Genomic DNA, 14,855 nt, shown 5'->3' on the forward strand with positions numbered 1-14,855 from the left:
ATCTGCTATTGCCACAATAAAGCAGACTCAGCCGGAGTGCATCGCTATAGTTGCACCTGTCTCCTCCAATCTCCTCCTTAAGAAATTGGATTCAAGCCCGCACCTGATGGTCGCGGGCTTTTTTTTGCCTGTCGCGTGCATATCCCTTCCGTCGGTAGGGAGAGGCTGGCGCCGGTTCTTGGTAAGATATGAAGCATTGCGGCCCCGTCCAGGTGAATGTTTTTACCTGAGCGCGGGGCAAGCGCCTGCGCGCTGCTTCACCTTCCTCATGCAGATTCAGTCAATGTCTTCCAGTCTCCCTTTGCCGTCCGCCCCCCAGCCTGCACCCGAGCGCCCCGACACGCCTTGCGTGGCCGTGTGCTCCACGACCTTCGATGACGTCTGCCGTGGCTGCGGCCGGACCGTCGATGAGGTGGCGCAATGGGTCTTCATGGACCAGGCGCAGCGCGAAGTGGTGTGGCAGCGCATCCTGGCCGAAGGTTATCCGCGCCGCAATTACTGATTCGCGGCACCGGCCGCAAAGAAAGTCACGCCAGCCTGGCGCAGCATGCCGGTCAGGGCGATCAGCGGCAGTCCGGTGAGGGCAGTCGGGTCGTCGCTGCGGATGCTCTCCAGGATGGCGATGCCCAGGCCCTCGTTCTTGGCGCTGCCGGCGCAGTCATAGGGCTGCTCGATGCGCAGGTAGGCATTCAGCTCGGCGTCGTCCAGGTGGCGAAAGCGCACCAGGGTTTGCACGTTGCGGACCTGTGCCGCTGCGGCGGCATCGGCCCGGCGGCCATCCCAGAGGCACAGTGCCGTATGGAAGATCACTTCGCGGCCGCGCATCAGTTGTAATTGTTTTAAGGCATTGGCGTGATTGCCGGGCTTGCCGATCTGCAGTCCGTCCAGCGTGGCGACCTGATCCGAGCCGATCACCAGGGCCGGGCCGACGCGTGCGGCAATGGCGGCGGCCTTCTCGCGTGCCAGGCGCAGGGCGGTTGCTTCGGGCGTCTCGCCGGGGTGCGGGGTTTCGTCGATGTCCGGTGCGATGGTCTCGAAGGGCAGGCCGAGGCGGCTCAGCAATTGCTTGCGGTAGACGGAGCTGGAGCCGAGGATGAGGCGCACCGGTGTTGGATTGGGGTGATTTTGCGACATATCGGAAGCGATCAATGTGATGCTGTTGGCAGGTAAAACCCGGATTTTGGCCGAAAAACCTCGCCAAAGCGTCTTTGTTACCACCTGTGGCGGATTTTTTTGCGCGTAACACGCACCTGGCGCGCTAAGGCTTTGACTGGTAAGGAAATTTTCTGTTATGATCGCAGGTTTTCCGGATTCTGCTTTAGCTATGAATGCATTTGTCATTGACGCGTTCGAATTCTGCAGGCTGAAACAGCAGGCGCAGGGTGAGATTCCGGTTGCTGAATTAGGTCGTCTGGCGCAAGAGACGGTTGACCGTTCCGGCAGGATTCGTTGGGCTCTGTCCGGCGATATCGACAAGCTGGGACATGCTCAACTCAGTCTGGCAGTGTCGGGTGCAGTTAATCTGATCTGTCAGCGTTGCCTGACGGCATTGAATTTCGAGATTGATTCGAAGTCGCTGCTGGTATTGGCAAAAGATGAGGCGCAAGCCGACACCATCGAAGAACTGCTGGACGATGACGAGATCGATGTCATCGTCGGATCAGCCGCCTTCGACGTGAACTACCTGATCGAAGACGAAGCACTGCTGGCCCTGCCGGTGGCGCCCAAGCATGACGTCTGTCCTGATGGTGGCGTGGCGGACCAGGCCAAAGGTGCTGAACGGGCTTCCCCGTTTGAGGTACTGAAGAAGTTGAAGCAGTAACAAGTATTGTTGGGGAATGTCTGGCAAAGGCCGGGCAGCGGCACGGCGGGTTTACCTAAAACAGGAATCCGGTGTGTTAAAATTTTCAATCTTAAGTAAGGTTTAGGAGTAATCATGGCCGTTCAACAGAACAAAAAGACCCCGTCCAAGCGCGGTATGCATCGTGCACACGACTTTCTGACTGCACCCCCGCTGGCTGTGGAGCCGACGACTGGTGAGACCCACCTGCGTCACCACATCAGCCCCAACGGTTTCTACCGTGGTCGCAAGGTGCTCAAGACCAAGAACGACGAGTAATCTCATTCATTGAGCTTGCTGTTTTTGGAGAAAAGCGGCGCAATGAGCTTCTGTTTCAAGAGGTTCATTTTGCGCCGCTTTTTTATGTCCGCGGCATCCGTCAGCGGACCCGCCTGCCTGCTTGCGTGAAGCTTCATCTGGTGCGCTGTCCAAGTGTGCCATTTTGAAGGCTTTGCAATCTGCCTCATAATGTGGGCTGGCAAGGCTCTGAATCAAATCGATGACCATCAAAATTTCAATCGACTGCATGGGTGGCGATCATGGCCCGTCAGTCACGCTCCCGGCCGCTGCCTCCTTCCTCAAGCGCCAACCTGATGCAGAGCTCATCCTGGTCGGTCAGGAAGCCGTGCTGCAGCCGCTGCTGAAGAAATACAAGCTGGCCGGCGAAGCCCGCATCCGCATTCACAACGCCACGGAAGTGGTGACCATGGACGACCCAATCGAGGTCGCCCTGCGCCGCAAGAAGGATTCTTCTCTGCGCGTGGCCGTGACCCTGGTCAAGGATGGCCAGGCTCATGCGGCCGTCTCGGCCGGCAATACCGGCGCGCTCATGGCGGTTTCGCGCTATGTGTTGAAGACCCTGCCGGGCGTGGACCGTCCGGCCATCTGCACCATCCTGCCCAACCAGAAGGATGGCCCCACCTACATGCTCGACCTCGGCGCCAACGTCGATTGCGAGCCACAGCATTTACATCAATTTGCACTCATGGGCTCGGCCCTGGTGGCGGTCATGGAAGGCAAGGCCAAACCGACCGTGGGCCTGTTGAACGTGGGTGAGGAAGACATGAAGGGCAACGAGCTGGTCAAGGCGACTGCCGGCCTGCTGCGTGCCGATCATGAGAAGGGCATCCTCAACTTCTACGGCAACGTGGAAGGCAACGACATCTTCGAAGGCACCACCGACCTGGTGGTGTGTGACGGCTTCGTGGGCAACGTGACCCTGAAGGCGTCCGAAGGCCTGGGGCGTTTCGTCAAGCAGGTGCTCACCAGTGAATTCAAGAAGGGCTTCATCAACAAGCTCGGCGCCCTGATCGCCTATGGTGCCATCAAGGCGCTGTCGCGCCGCCTCAATCCTTCCCGCTACAATGGCGCCAGCTTGCTGGGCCTGAAGGGCCTGGTCTTCAAGAGCCACGGCGGGGCGGATGTGTACGCTTTCGAATGGGCCATCCGCCGCGCCTATGACGCGGCCAAGTATGATGTGCTCGCCCGTATTGCCGCCAGCATGGCGGAGCTCATGCCCCAGGGACAGGGGCGCACGGCCGAGGCCGCTGCCGTGGCTTTCGAGTCGGCACCGGTCTCGCTGGATCAACCGAACTAACAGAGCAAGAAGACGGCATGACCACTTACAGCAAAATCGTCGGCACCGGCAGCTACCTGCCGGCCAAGCGCGTCACCAATCACGAACTGGCCGCGCAGCTGGCCGAGCAGGGTATCGAGACCTCGGACGAATGGATCGTCACCCGCAGCGGCATTTCCGCGCGCCACTACGCTGAACCGGCCCAGCTCTCCAGCGACCTCGCCCTGCAAGCGGCGCAGCGTGCGCTGGAAGCGGCGGGCATGCAGCCCAATGACATCGACCTGATCATCATGGCCACTTCCACCCCGGACCACCTGGGTGGCTTCCCCAGCACCGCCTGTGTGGTCCAGCGCAAGCTGGGCATCACCAACGGTGCGCCTGCCATGGATGTGCAGGCGGTCTGCAGCGGCTTCGTGTACGCCATGTCGGTGGCAGACAGCTTCATCAAATCCGGTGCGCACAAGAACGTTCTGGTGATCGGTGCGGAAGTGTTCTCGCGCATTCTGGATTTCAAGGATCGCACCACCTGTGTGCTCTTCGGCGACGGCGCCGGCGCCGTCGTCATGAGCGCCTCGCAGGAGCCGGGCGTGCTGGCGACCAAGCTGCACGCCGATGGCAGCCACGGCCACATCCTCTGCGTGCCGGGTAGCGTCAACAACGGCGCCGTTGCTGGCAGTGCCTATCTGTACATGGATGGTCCGGCGGTCTTCAAGCTGGCCGTTTCCCTGTTGGACAAGGTGGCGCGCGAAGCGCTGGAAGCGGCCCAGATGCAATCCACCGACGTCGACTGGCTGGTGCCGCACCAGGCCAATATCCGCATCATGCAGGGCACGGCCAAGAAGATGGGCCTGCCGCTGGAAAAGATGGTGGTCACCGTAGCCGAACATGGCAATACCTCGGCGGCCTCCATTCCGCTGGCGCTGGACCAGGCGGTGCGCGACGGCCGCATCCAGCCGGGCCACACCGTCATGATGGAAGGCGTGGGCGGCGGCTTCACCTGGGGCGCCGTGCTGGTGCGCATGTAAGGCAGGGATGCGCCGCCGTCGTGGCATCGTGCTTCACATTGCTCGCTCATCTACTGCATTTTTATACAACTTCACACACATCCAAGCATGACAACATTTGCTTTCGTTTTCCCCGGCCAGGGTTCTCAGGCGATCGGGATGCTCAATGGTTTTGCCGACAACGACGTCGTGCGCCAGACCGTCGCCGAAGCCTCCGATGCCCTGCAGTTCGACCTCGGCAAGCTCATCGCCGAAGGCCCCAAGGAAGACCTGGACCTGACCACCAACACCCAGCCGGTCATGCTGACGGCCGCCGTGGCCTTCTGCCGTGCCTGGCTGGCCGCAGGCGGCAAGGCACCGGCGCTGGTCGCCGGCCACAGCCTGGGTGAGTATTCGGCGCTGGTCGCCGCTGGCGTGATCGCCTTCAAGGATGCGGTACCGCTGGTGCGCTTCCGCGCGCAAGCCATGCAGGAAGCCGTGCCCGTCGGGCAGGGCGGCATGGCGGCCATTCTCGGTCTGTCCGATGAGGATGTGCGTGCTGCCTGCGCCGAAGCTGCACAAGGCGAAGTGGTCGAAGCCGTCAACTTCAACGCCCCGGCCCAGGTCGTGATCGCCGGCCACAAGGCTGCGGTGGGCCGCGCCTGCGACATCGCCAAGGCCAAGGGCGCCAAGCGCGCGCTGCCGCTGCCGGTGTCGGCGCCGTTCCACTCCTCGCTGTTGAAGCCCGCTTCGGATCGCCTGCAGGCCTATCTGGCCAACGTGGCGTTTTCCGCCCCGCAGATCCCCCTGATCAACAACGTCGACGTGGCCGTGGTCAATGATCCGGCCGCCATCAAGGACGCCCTGGTGCGTCAGGCTGCTGCGCCCGTGCGTTGGGTCGAGACGGTGCAGAAGATGGCTGCCGATGGCGTCACCCATCTGGTCGAATGCGGTCCGGGCAAGGTACTGACCGGCCTGACCAAGCGCATCAATGGCGAACTGGTGGGTGAGGCCATCGTCGACCAGGAATCCCTGAACAAAGTATTGGAGTTGCTGAAATGAGTGCACAGAATCTGCAAGGCCAGGTCGCCCTGGTGACCGGCGCCTCGCGCGGCATCGGCCGTGCCATCGCCACCGAACTGGCAAAGCAGGGCGCAAAGGTGGTCGGTACGGCTACCTCCGAATCGGGTGCGGCCGCCATCACCGAGTACCTGGCAGCGCTGGACCCGGAAGCCGGCCGTGGCGCGGTCCTCAACGTCAACGACGCAGAAGCCAGCGTGGCTCTGGTGGAACAGGTGCAGAAGGAATTCGGGACGCTTTCCATCCTGGTCAACAACGCCGGCATCACCCAGGACCAGTTGGCCATGCGCATGAAGGATGAGGAGTGGGATAGCGTCATCGCCACCAACCTCACCGCCGTGGGCCGTCTTTCGCGCGCCGTGCTGCGCGGCATGATGAAGGCCCGCACCGGCCGCATCATCAACATCACCTCGGTGGTGGGCGAGGCCGGCAATCCAGGCCAGATGAACTATGCCGCCGCCAAGGCCGGCGTGGCCGGCATGAGCCGCGCGCTGGCGCGCGAGATCGGCAGCCGCAACATCACCGTGAACTGCGTGGCGCCCGGCTTCATCGATACCGATATGACCAAGGCGCTCAACGAACAGCAGTCTGCCGCCATCCTGCAGCAGATCCCGCTGGGCCGCCTGGGTGCGGCCGAGGAAATCGCCTATGCGGTGGCCTTCCTGGCCTCGCCCCAGGCCGCCTACATCACCGGTACGACGCTCAACGTCAACGGCGGCATGTACATGGGTTAAGCAAGTCTTCCGGGCTTGATGCAAGTCCTTTTGACGACTTTTGTTTGCAGTTAAGCTGGACTTGGCGCAATCTTGCCAGGAATAGTTAAAAGTAAATTTTCCGCGCGCAAACCTGCTAAAATGCGCGCACTTTTGTAACCTATCATCCCTCTGGAGGAACACTATGTCCGATATCGAACAACGCGTGAAGAAGATCGTCGCTGAGCAACTGGGCGTCGCCGAAGCCGACATCAAGAACGAATCGTCGTTCGTGGACGACCTGGGCGCCGACTCGCTGGACACCGTCGAGCTGGTCATGGCACTGGAAGATGAGTTCGAAATGGAAATCCCCGACGAACAAGCCGAAAAGATCACCACCGTGCAACAGGCGATCGACTACGCAAAGTCGCAAGTCAAGGCCTGATAAGGGCTTTGGTCAAAGTATCAGGAGAATTGCTTGAGCCGCACTCGTGAACGTCGTGTAGTCATTACCGGCCTGGGATGCATCTCGCCTGTCGGCAACAACGTCGCCGATACGTGGAGTGCCATCAAGGAAGGCAAGTCCGGCATCGCTACCGTCACCAAGTTCGACGCAACCCCCTTCACCACGCACTTCGCCGGTGAAGTCAAGGGCTTCAATATCGAGGATTACATCCCCGCCAAGGAAGCGCGTCATATGGATACCTTCATCCACTTCGGCATGGCCGCCGGTATCCAGGCCATGCAGGACAGTGGCCTGACGGTAACGGATGAGAATGCCGAGCGCATTGGCGTCATGATCGGTTCGGGCATCGGCGGCCTGCCGCTGATCGAAGAAACCCACGCCGAACTGACCAACCGTGGTCCGCGCCGCATCAGCCCCTTCTTTATCCCTGCCTCGATCATCAACATGATCTCGGGCAACTTGTCCATCAAGTTTGGTCTGAAGGGCCCCAACCTGGCCATCGTCACCGCCTGCACCACCGGCCTGCATTGCATCGGCTCTGCCGCACGCATGATCATGTACGGCGATGCGGATGTGATGGTTGCCGGCGGCGCCGAATCCAGCGTTTCGCCGCTGGGCATCGGTGGTTTCGCTTCGGCCCGCGCCTTGTCGACCCGCAACGATGATCCCGCCACCGCTTCCCGTCCCTGGGACAAGGATCGCGACGGTTTCGTGCTGGGCGAGGGCGCCGGCGTGATGGTGCTCGAAGAGTACGAACACGCCAAGGCCCGTGGTGCCAAGATCTATGCAGAACTGCTCGGCTTCGGCATGAGCGGCGATGCTTACCACATGACTGCGCCCAACCTGGATGGTCCGCGCCGCTGCGTGCTCAATGCACTGCGCGATGCCGGCGTCAATCCGGATGAAGTGCAGTACCTGAACGCGCACGGTACGTCGACCCCGCTGGGCGACAAGAACGAATCCGACGCGATCAAGGCCGCATTCGGCGACCATGCTTACAAGATGGTTGTCAATTCGACCAAATCCATGACCGGTCACCTGCTGGGTGGCGCTGGCGGTCTGGAAACGGTGTTGACCGTGCTGGCAGTGCACAATCAGGTGTCGCCGCCGACGATGAACATCTTCAACCAGGATCCGGAATGCGATCTGGATTACTGCGCCAACCAGGCGCGGGACATGAAGATCGACATTGCCGTCAAGAACTCCTTCGGGTTCGGCGGCACCAACGGCACCCTGGTCATCGGCAAGATGTAAAATGCAAGGCCCGGCTTCCCTTCGGAAGCCGGGTTTGTCGTTTTAATGGCGCGCATTGCGCCGCTTCCGCCCGGGCAGCTTATGTCGATAGCAGTTTCTGCGGATATCAAACCTTCCCGCTTGCTCCTCCTGGTCTCTGCCTTCGCCTCTCTTTGCGTGGCGCTGACCGGTGTGTTGCTGGCGTTCGGGATGTCGGGTTCGCTGTCCTGGACTGCGCGCTGTCTTCTGGCCATGGCCTGCATACTGGCTGCCGCACTCGCTCTGGCGCTGGTGTTGCGCGGTCGCAAGGTGATCTGGCTGCACATTTCCGGCACCGGGCAGATCCGCGTGGTGGAACACCTGTTGCCGTCGGCGCGCGCCAAGCCTCAGGTGATGAAAGCCGGACTGGCCCAGCTCCTGGCGGGCAGTACCATCTGGCCGGGCATGCTGTTTCTGCGCCTGCGGCTGGAAAATGGCAAGACCCGTACTATCCCCATTCTCACGGATTCCGTCTCCGAAGATACATTCCGTGCACTTTCCGTGGCGTGCCGCTGGTTGATCAGTCACAATACGGCCAAGGCGAAGATGCTGGAAAAATAAGCCCGGCAGCCTTGAAAATTGCCGAGCTGGAGGCATCTGCCCTAGGCAATGACGATAAAACAACACGGCTATAAAAAACAAGGAACCCGGTTTGACGACAGAACGCGAAATTGACCAACAGCTTGTTGAGCGCGTCCAGCGTGGCGACAAGAAGGCGTTCGAGCTATTGGTAGTCAAGTATCAACGCAAGCTGATGCGCCTGGTGTCGCGCCTGGTGCGCGACCAGGCCGAAGCCGAGGACGTGGTGCAGGAAGCCTTCATCAAGGCTTACCGCGCGTTGCCCCAATTCCGTGGCGATTCTGCCTTCTATACTTGGCTTTACCGCATCGGCATCAACACTGCAAAGAACTATCTGGTAACGATGGGCCGCAGGGCGCCAACTTCGACAGAAGCAGATGCAGAAGAAGCTGAAACTTTTGACGATGCAGACCATCTGAGGGACATCAACACTCCAGAGTCGATGTTGGCCACCAAGCAGATTGCTCAGACGGTCAACGTGGCGATGGAGGCATTGCCGGAAGAATTACGTACTGCCATCACGTTGCGCGAGATCGAGGGGTTGAGCTACGACGAGATTGCAGATGCGATGAATTGTCCGATCGGCACCGTGCGCAGCCGCATTTTCCGCGCCCGGGAAGCAATTGCCGAGAAGTTGCGTCCACTGCTGGATACGGCGGCGGACAAGCGCTGGTGATGAGGCGACAAGCCTGTTGTCAAAAAGAAAATAATAAAGCGGGTATGGAACTAAGATATTTGCCGGGTGACTGCACATGGATACCAAAGTAACGACCAAAGAGCAGATCTCAGCCCTCGCCGATGGCGAGCTGGGCTCTGAAGAAATGACCCTTGCCCTTGCGGCCTTGCGTTCTTCCAAGGACGCCCAGGACGCCTGGGAGGATTACCATCGCATCGGCGAGGTGCTGCGTTCGGAGGAGATGGATGTTTCCCTCAGCGCTGGCTTCTCCGCCAAGATGAGTGCGTGGCTAGATGCCGAGCCGGCCATCGTCGCGCCGCAGCCCCAGGTTGCGCCTGCGCAGTCGGTGGCTGCGCCTGCCGCGCCAGCCGTGGCGACGGCAACCGCAGCGGGTGCGGCCAATGGGGACCACCGTGCGCGCCGTCCCGGCCGCCTGGTACGTTTTCTCATGCCCAGCGCCGCAGCGGCTGCCGCTGCCGTGGCAGCAGTCTTCGTGGCCATGCCGCAGCAGGCCGTGGTGACGGCTGATTCCAAGGCGGTGGTGCCGATGGCCCAGGTGGCGTCGGCACCGGTCAATGTGCCTTCGGCCATTGCGACCGTCGCCGAGACCAATGGCAATCCGCAAAACGTGAGCCAGCTGAGCTCGCTGGCCCAGCAGGGTGAAGTCAAGCGCGATCCGCGCATCGACGAGTACCTGTTCGCCCACCAGCGCTTCTCGCCTTCCTACAGTTCGGCGCAATACGCCCGTTCCGCAGCCTTCTCCTCGGACGCAGACAAGTAAGATGCATCTGACCGGGCGTCTGTACGGCGTACTGTGCTTGCTGTCCACGTTGGTAGGGTTCTCCTTGGCGCCATCCGCTTTAGCGGCGGATGGCGTTTCTGCAACTACGGTCAGTGAAGCCTCCGCTTCTTCCGCGCTGTTGGCGCAATTGCAAAAAATGCAATCTGCCGCCCAGCATCTCAATTATTCCGGCAGTTTTGTCTATCAGCAGGCCGCGTTGATGCGCAGTTCGCGGGTCACCCACGTGGTGGCCGGCAAGAGCGAGCTGGAAAAGCTGGAGCTGCTAGACGGCAAGCCGCGCGAATTCGTGCGCGACAACGACGACGTAGCCAGTTACGAGCCCGACTTGCGCATCGTACGCATGGAAAAGCGGGTCACCCGCGACGTTTTCCCGGCCATCGTCGATGCCCGTCCGGAGGACCTTGCCAGCCACTATCGCATCCAGGCCGATGCCGACGAGCGTGTGGCCGGGCGGGCCTGCCAGTCCATCGTGCTGGCGCCGCGCGACAAGCTGCGCTACGGCTATCGTTTCTGTGCCGACCAGGCCACCGGCCTGCTGCTGCGCGCGCAAACGCTGGATGCCAAGGGCGAGGTGATCGAGCAGATTGCCTTCACCCAGATCCAGATCGGCGGTATTGATCGTGCCCGGGTCAACCCCACTTACAAGGACACGCACGGCTGGCGTATCGAGAAGGCGGCCATGGCCCCTGTCGATCTGTCGGCCTGGCAGGTGACGCCGCCCCCGGGTTTCCGCAAGATCCAGCAGGTGCGACGCATGATTTCCGACAGCGGTCCGGCGGGTGCTGCACCGGCCCAGAACCGCCCGGCGGAGCGTGAGGTCTTGCAGATCGTGTTTTCCGACGGGTTGGCCGCGATCTCGGTCTTCATCGAGCCTGGCAGCCAGGGTCGGGAAGAAGGTACGATACAGCAGGGCGCCATGAACATCCTCGGCCGTCGCCAGGGTGATTATTGGCTCACCGTTGTGGGGGAAGTGCCTGCCGCGGCGATCCGGCAGGTCGCCAATTCTATTGAACTGAAATCCAAATAATAGAGACCGTTCCAATGACTCCCTTGAAGAATACCCTTGCCGGCGCCTTGCTGGCCGTTTCCGTCCTTGCTGCCGCGCCGGCCGTGCTGGCCGCGCCCCCGGTGGCTGCGCCTGCAGTAGCGCTGCCTGATTTTGCCGATATCGTCGAGCGGACCGGACCGGCCGTGGTCAACATCCGCACTACCGAACGCGTGCGCCAGAATGCCCAGGGGCAGGGCGGCATGGATGATCCGGAGATGCAGGAATTCTTCCGCCGCTTCTTCGGCATTCCCATTCCGCGCCAGCAGCAGCCCGGCACCCCGCGCGGCAATGGCAAGCAGGGTGGCCAGGGCCAGCAGGAAGAAGTGCCGCGCGGCGTGGGCTCGGGCTTCATCATCTCGGCAGATGGCTTCATCATGACCAATGCCCACGTGATCGATGGTGCCAGCGAGGTCTATGTGACCCTGACCGACAAGCGCGAATTCAAGGCCAAGATCGTGGGTTCCGATACGCGTACCGACGTGGCTGTGCTCAAGATCGATGGCAGCAACCTGCCGCGCCTGAGCATGGGCGACTCCGACAAGATCCGCGTGGGTGAATGGGTGCTGGCCATCGGCTCGCCCTTCGGTCTGGAAAACACCGTAACTGCAGGTATCGTCTCGGCCAAGGCGCGCGATACCGGCGACTACCTGCCGCTGATCCAGACTGACGTGGCGGTCAATCCGGGCAACTCGGGCGGTCCGCTGATCAATCTGAAGGGCGAAGTGGTCGGCATCAATTCGCAGATTTACAGCCGGTCCGGTGGCTTCATGGGGATTTCCTTTGCGGTGCCCATCGATGAAGCGCTGCGCGTGGCCGACCAGTTGAAGGCCAGCGGACGCGTCACGCGCGGCCGTATCGGCGTGCAGATCGGTGAAGTGACCAAGGATGTGGCCGAATCGCTGGGCTTAGCGCGTGCCCAGGGTGCGCTGGTGCAGCGCGTGGAAGCCGGCGGCCCGGCCGAAAAGGCGGGACTGGAAGCCGGGGACATCATCCTGAAGTACAACGGCGCCGCCATCGAGCGCCCGAGCGACCTGCCGCGCATGGTCGGTTCCACCAAGCCGGGCGTGAAGGCCACCGTCAACATCTGGCGCAAGGGTAGTGCCCGCGACGTCACCCTGACCGTGGTCGAGATGGAAGCCGACAAGCCCAAGCAGACCGAAGAAAAGAAGGCCAAGCCCGACAACACGCCCAATTCCCTGGGCCTGGTGGTGAGCGACCTGAGCGATGCGCAGAAGAAGGACTTGAAGGTCGACAACGGCGTGCTGGTGGAAGCTGTCAGTGGCGCTGCTGCAGCGGCCGGCATTCGTCCGGGCGACGTCATCCAGCGGCTCAACGAAGTGGATGTCAACGACACCAAGCAGTTCGGCCAGCTGGTGGCCAAGCTGGATGCCAAGAAGCGCGCGGCCGTCCTGGTGCGGCGTGGCGACTCTTCGCAGTTCGTGCCGCTGCGCCCGAACGGCGGCAACTGACGGGAAATTTCCCCGGAAAATTGCCAGAAACTTCAGCATGAAGGCTGCGGCTCCCACGGGCCGCAGCCTTTTTCCTTGCCTCTCGGCCGTGCTGAGGGAAAAACCTTCATATGAGCCTATGACCACCCCCGATCCGCTTGCAGCGCCCGCCCGTCCATTGCAATTCATCATCTATTCGCGCAGCTACTGCCATCTGTGCGAAGACCTGCATGAGGCCCTGCGCCAGGCGTTGGGCGAGATTCCCGCCGTTATCGAGATGACCGACGTCGATGCCGATGAAGCCCTGGTGGCGCGCTATGACGAGCTGGTCCCGGTGCTGATGGGGCAGGGCGCCGATGGGCAATGGCAGGAGCTGTGCCATTACCATCTGGACCCGGTGCGGCTGCGTGAATTTATTGCTTTTAGGCAATAACGACCGCTGTCGCAGCCAGGCGCCGTTGTACGGCGGGGGTACCGGAAAGTCGGGCTTGTCCCTGTGAATTCCGGTAAAATGCCGGGTCGAATAAGCTGCTGCAAAGGCGCTCGGCTGGGCACTGCCCGCTTCGGAGCGCCTTTTTTCATCGTTTCCAGTCTGTTAATGAACAATATCCGTAATTTCTCGATCATCGCCCACATCGATCACGGCAAGTCCACGCTCGCCGACCGCATCATCCAGTTGTGCGGGGGCTTGTCCAACCGCGAGATGGAAGCCCAGGTGCTGGATTCGATGGATATCGAGCGCGAGCGCGGCATCACCATCAAGGCCCAGACCGCAGCCCTGTCCTACAAGGCCAAGGATGGCCAGATCTACAACCTCAACCTGATCGATACCCCCGGTCACGTCGACTTCAGCTATGAAGTCTCGCGTTCGCTGTCGGCCTGCGAAGGCGCACTGCTGGTGGTCGATGCCTCCCAAGGTGTGGAAGCGCAGACGGTTGCCAACTGCTACACCGCCCTGGACCTTGGCGTGGAAGTGGTGCCGGTCTTGAACAAGATCGACCTGCCCTCCGCCGATCCGGACAACGCCAAGAGCGAGATCGAGGACGTCATCGGCATCGATGCGTCCGACGCCACTCCCTGCTCGGCCAAGACCGGCCTGGGCGTGGAAGACGTGCTGGAAGCTATCGTGGCCAAGGTGCCGGCGCCCAAGGGTGATCCGGACGCGCCCCTGCAGGCACTGATCATCGACTCCTGGTTCGACAACTACGTCGGCGTGGTCATGCTGGTGCGCATCGTCAATGGCACTTTGCGTCCCAAGGACAAGATCCTGCTGATGGCCACCGAGACCCAGTACCTCACTGAAAGCATCGGCGTGTTCACGCCCAAGTCGCAATCGCGTGAAGCCTTGACGGCAGGGCAGGTCGGTTTCGTCATCGCCGGCATCAAGGAACTGAAGTCCGCGCGCGTGGGCGACACCATCACCCTGGCCAGCAAGCCGGCTCCGGCGCCGCTGCCCGGCTTCAAGGAAGTGCAGCCGCAGGTGTTTGCGGGCCTGTTCCCGGTGGAAGCCAACCAGTACGATGCCCTGCGCGACTCGCTGGAAAAATTGAAGCTCAACGACGCCGCCCTGATGTACGAACCGGAAGTCTCGCAGGCGCTGGGCTTCGGCTTCCGCTGCGGCTTCCTGGGCCTGTTGCACATGGAAATCGTGCAGGAGCGCCTGGAGCGCGAATTCGACATGGACCTCATCACCACCGCGCCGACGGTGGTGTATGAAGTGCAGCAACGCGACGGCACCCTGCTGATGGTGGACAACCCGTCGAAGATGCCGGAAGTCTCCAAGATCGACGAGATCCGCGAACCCATCGTCACCGTCAACCTGTACATGCCGCAGGAATACGTGGGCTCGGTCATCACCCTCTGCACGCAGAAGCGCGGCATCCAGATGAACATGAGCTACCACGGCAAGCAGGTGCAGCTGACCTATGAAATGCCGATGGCCGAGATCGTGCTGGACTTCTTCGATCGCCTGAAGTCCACCTCGCGCGGCTATGCCTCGATGGACTACGAGTTCAAGGAATACCGCGCCGCCGATGTGGTCAAGGTGGACATGCTGATCAACAGCGAGAAGGTCGATGCGCTGGCCATCATCGTGCACCGTGCCGCAGCCCAGATCCGCGGTCGCCAGGTGGCGGCAAAGATGCGTGAACTGATCCCGCGCCAGATGTTTGACGTGGCCATCCAGGCGGCCATTGGTGCGACCATCATCTCGCGTGAAAACGTCAAGGCCATGCGCAAGAACGTGCTGGCCAAGTGCTACGGCGGCGACATCTCACGTAAGCGCAAGCTGCTCGAAAAGCAGAAGGCCGGCAAGAAGCGCATGAAGCAGGTGGGCTCGGTCGAAATTCCGCAGGAAGCATTCCTGGCAATCTTACAAGTGGAAGATAAATAAC

At 61.4% G+C, this 14,855-nt stretch carries 18 protein-coding genes; 16 read left to right on the top strand and 2 right to left on the bottom strand.

What is annotated here, in order from left to right:
- Window positions 1-283 precede the first annotated feature (283 nt).
- Entirely contained in the window at window positions 284-502 is a 219-nt protein-coding gene (locus tag AACH55_RS09035) for a DUF1289 domain-containing protein (protein WP_338719095.1), read from the top strand.
- Here AACH55_RS09035 and AACH55_RS09040 read toward each other — a convergent pair.
- On the bottom strand, window positions 496-1,134 hold the full coding sequence (locus AACH55_RS09040; RefSeq protein WP_338719096.1) for a Maf-like protein: 639 nt from the start codon (window positions 1,132-1,134) through the stop codon (window positions 496-498). The genes AACH55_RS09035 and AACH55_RS09040 overlap by 7 nt on opposite strands.
- A gap of 157 nt (window positions 1,135-1,291) precedes the next feature.
- On the opposite strand from AACH55_RS09040, the gene AACH55_RS09045 reads away from it, so the two are divergent.
- Both AACH55_RS09045 and rpmF read left to right on the top strand, forming a co-directional pair.
- Window positions 1,292-1,822, top strand: coding sequence for a YceD family protein (locus AACH55_RS09045; protein WP_338719097.1), 531 nt, complete (start codon window positions 1,292-1,294; stop codon window positions 1,820-1,822).
- A 114-nt stretch (window positions 1,823-1,936) separates the two neighbouring features.
- Window positions 1,937-2,119 carry a 50S ribosomal protein L32 gene (rpmF, locus tag AACH55_RS09050; protein WP_006463510.1) on the top strand — a complete coding sequence of 61 codons (183 nt, stop codon included), beginning with the start codon at window positions 1,937-1,939 and terminating at the stop codon, window positions 2,117-2,119.
- A 6-nt stretch (window positions 2,120-2,125) separates the two neighbouring features.
- Here rpmF and AACH55_RS09055 read toward each other — a convergent pair whose 3' ends face one another.
- Complete coding sequence (locus AACH55_RS09055; protein WP_338719098.1) at window positions 2,126-2,347, bottom strand: hypothetical protein; 222 nt, start codon at window positions 2,345-2,347, stop codon at window positions 2,126-2,128.
- On the opposite strand from AACH55_RS09055, the gene plsX reads away from it, so the two are divergent.
- The 13 genes from plsX (at window position 2,340) to lepA (ending at window position 14,854) form a co-directional block, all read left to right on the top strand.
- Complete coding sequence (gene plsX / locus AACH55_RS09060; protein ID WP_338719099.1) at window positions 2,340-3,437, top strand: phosphate acyltransferase PlsX; 1,098 nt, start codon at window positions 2,340-2,342, stop codon at window positions 3,435-3,437. The genes AACH55_RS09055 and plsX overlap by 8 nt on opposite strands.
- Window positions 3,438-3,454: 17 nt before the next feature.
- Window positions 3,455-4,441, top strand: a complete 987-nt coding sequence (locus tag AACH55_RS09065) for a beta-ketoacyl-ACP synthase III (protein ID WP_338719100.1) — start codon at window positions 3,455-3,457, stop codon at window positions 4,439-4,441.
- Between the two features lie 87 nt (window positions 4,442-4,528).
- Window positions 4,529-5,461: an ACP S-malonyltransferase gene (fabD, locus tag AACH55_RS09070; RefSeq protein ID WP_338719101.1), complete on the top strand. Its 933-nt coding sequence runs from the start codon at window positions 4,529-4,531 to the stop codon at window positions 5,459-5,461.
- On the top strand, window positions 5,458-6,213 hold the full coding sequence (fabG, locus tag AACH55_RS09075) for a 3-oxoacyl-ACP reductase FabG (protein WP_338719102.1): 756 nt from the start codon (window positions 5,458-5,460) through the stop codon (window positions 6,211-6,213). Before fabD ends, fabG begins: the two co-directional genes overlap by 4 nt.
- 163 nt (window positions 6,214-6,376) lie before the next feature.
- The gene (gene acpP, locus AACH55_RS09080; protein WP_006463505.1) at window positions 6,377-6,616 is read left to right on the top strand and encodes an acyl carrier protein; all 240 of its coding nucleotides are present in this window, start codon (window positions 6,377-6,379) and stop codon (window positions 6,614-6,616) included.
- A 33-nt stretch (window positions 6,617-6,649) separates the two neighbouring features.
- A complete protein-coding gene (fabF, locus tag AACH55_RS09085) occupies window positions 6,650-7,891 on the top strand; it encodes a beta-ketoacyl-ACP synthase II (protein WP_013233925.1) in 1,242 nt (413 codons plus the stop codon).
- Window positions 7,892-7,972: 81 nt separating this feature from the next.
- A complete protein-coding gene (locus tag AACH55_RS09090) occupies window positions 7,973-8,470 on the top strand; it encodes a protein YgfX (RefSeq protein WP_338720232.1) in 498 nt (165 codons plus the stop codon).
- A gap of 91 nt (window positions 8,471-8,561) precedes the next feature.
- A complete protein-coding gene (rpoE, locus tag AACH55_RS09095; protein ID WP_006463502.1) occupies window positions 8,562-9,164 on the top strand; it encodes an RNA polymerase sigma factor RpoE in 603 nt (200 codons plus the stop codon).
- A gap of 76 nt (window positions 9,165-9,240) precedes the next feature.
- A complete protein-coding gene (locus tag AACH55_RS09100; protein ID WP_338719103.1) occupies window positions 9,241-9,945 on the top strand; it encodes a sigma-E factor negative regulatory protein in 705 nt (234 codons plus the stop codon).
- 1 nt (window position 9,946) lies between these two features.
- Window positions 9,947-10,993 (top strand): MucB/RseB C-terminal domain-containing protein, encoded by a 1,047-nt coding sequence (locus AACH55_RS09105; protein WP_338719104.1) that lies wholly within the window; start codon window positions 9,947-9,949, stop codon window positions 10,991-10,993.
- 14 nt (window positions 10,994-11,007) lie between these two features.
- Entirely contained in the window at window positions 11,008-12,483 is a 1,476-nt protein-coding gene (locus tag AACH55_RS09110; protein WP_338719105.1) for a DegQ family serine endoprotease, read from the top strand.
- Window positions 12,484-12,601: 118 nt separating this feature from the next.
- Window positions 12,602-12,895, top strand: a complete 294-nt coding sequence (locus AACH55_RS09115) for a glutaredoxin family protein (RefSeq protein ID WP_338719106.1) — start codon at window positions 12,602-12,604, stop codon at window positions 12,893-12,895.
- Window positions 12,896-13,060: 165 nt separating this feature from the next.
- The gene (gene lepA, locus AACH55_RS09120) at window positions 13,061-14,854 is read left to right on the top strand and encodes a translation elongation factor 4 (RefSeq protein ID WP_338719107.1); all 1,794 of its coding nucleotides are present in this window, start codon (window positions 13,061-13,063) and stop codon (window positions 14,852-14,854) included.
- The last annotated feature ends 1 nt before the right edge of the window (window position 14,855 follow it).

The organism is Herbaspirillum sp. DW155, from assembly GCF_037076565.1.
In the GTDB taxonomy this organism is placed as follows: Bacteria; Pseudomonadota; Gammaproteobacteria; order Burkholderiales; family Burkholderiaceae_D; genus Herbaspirillum.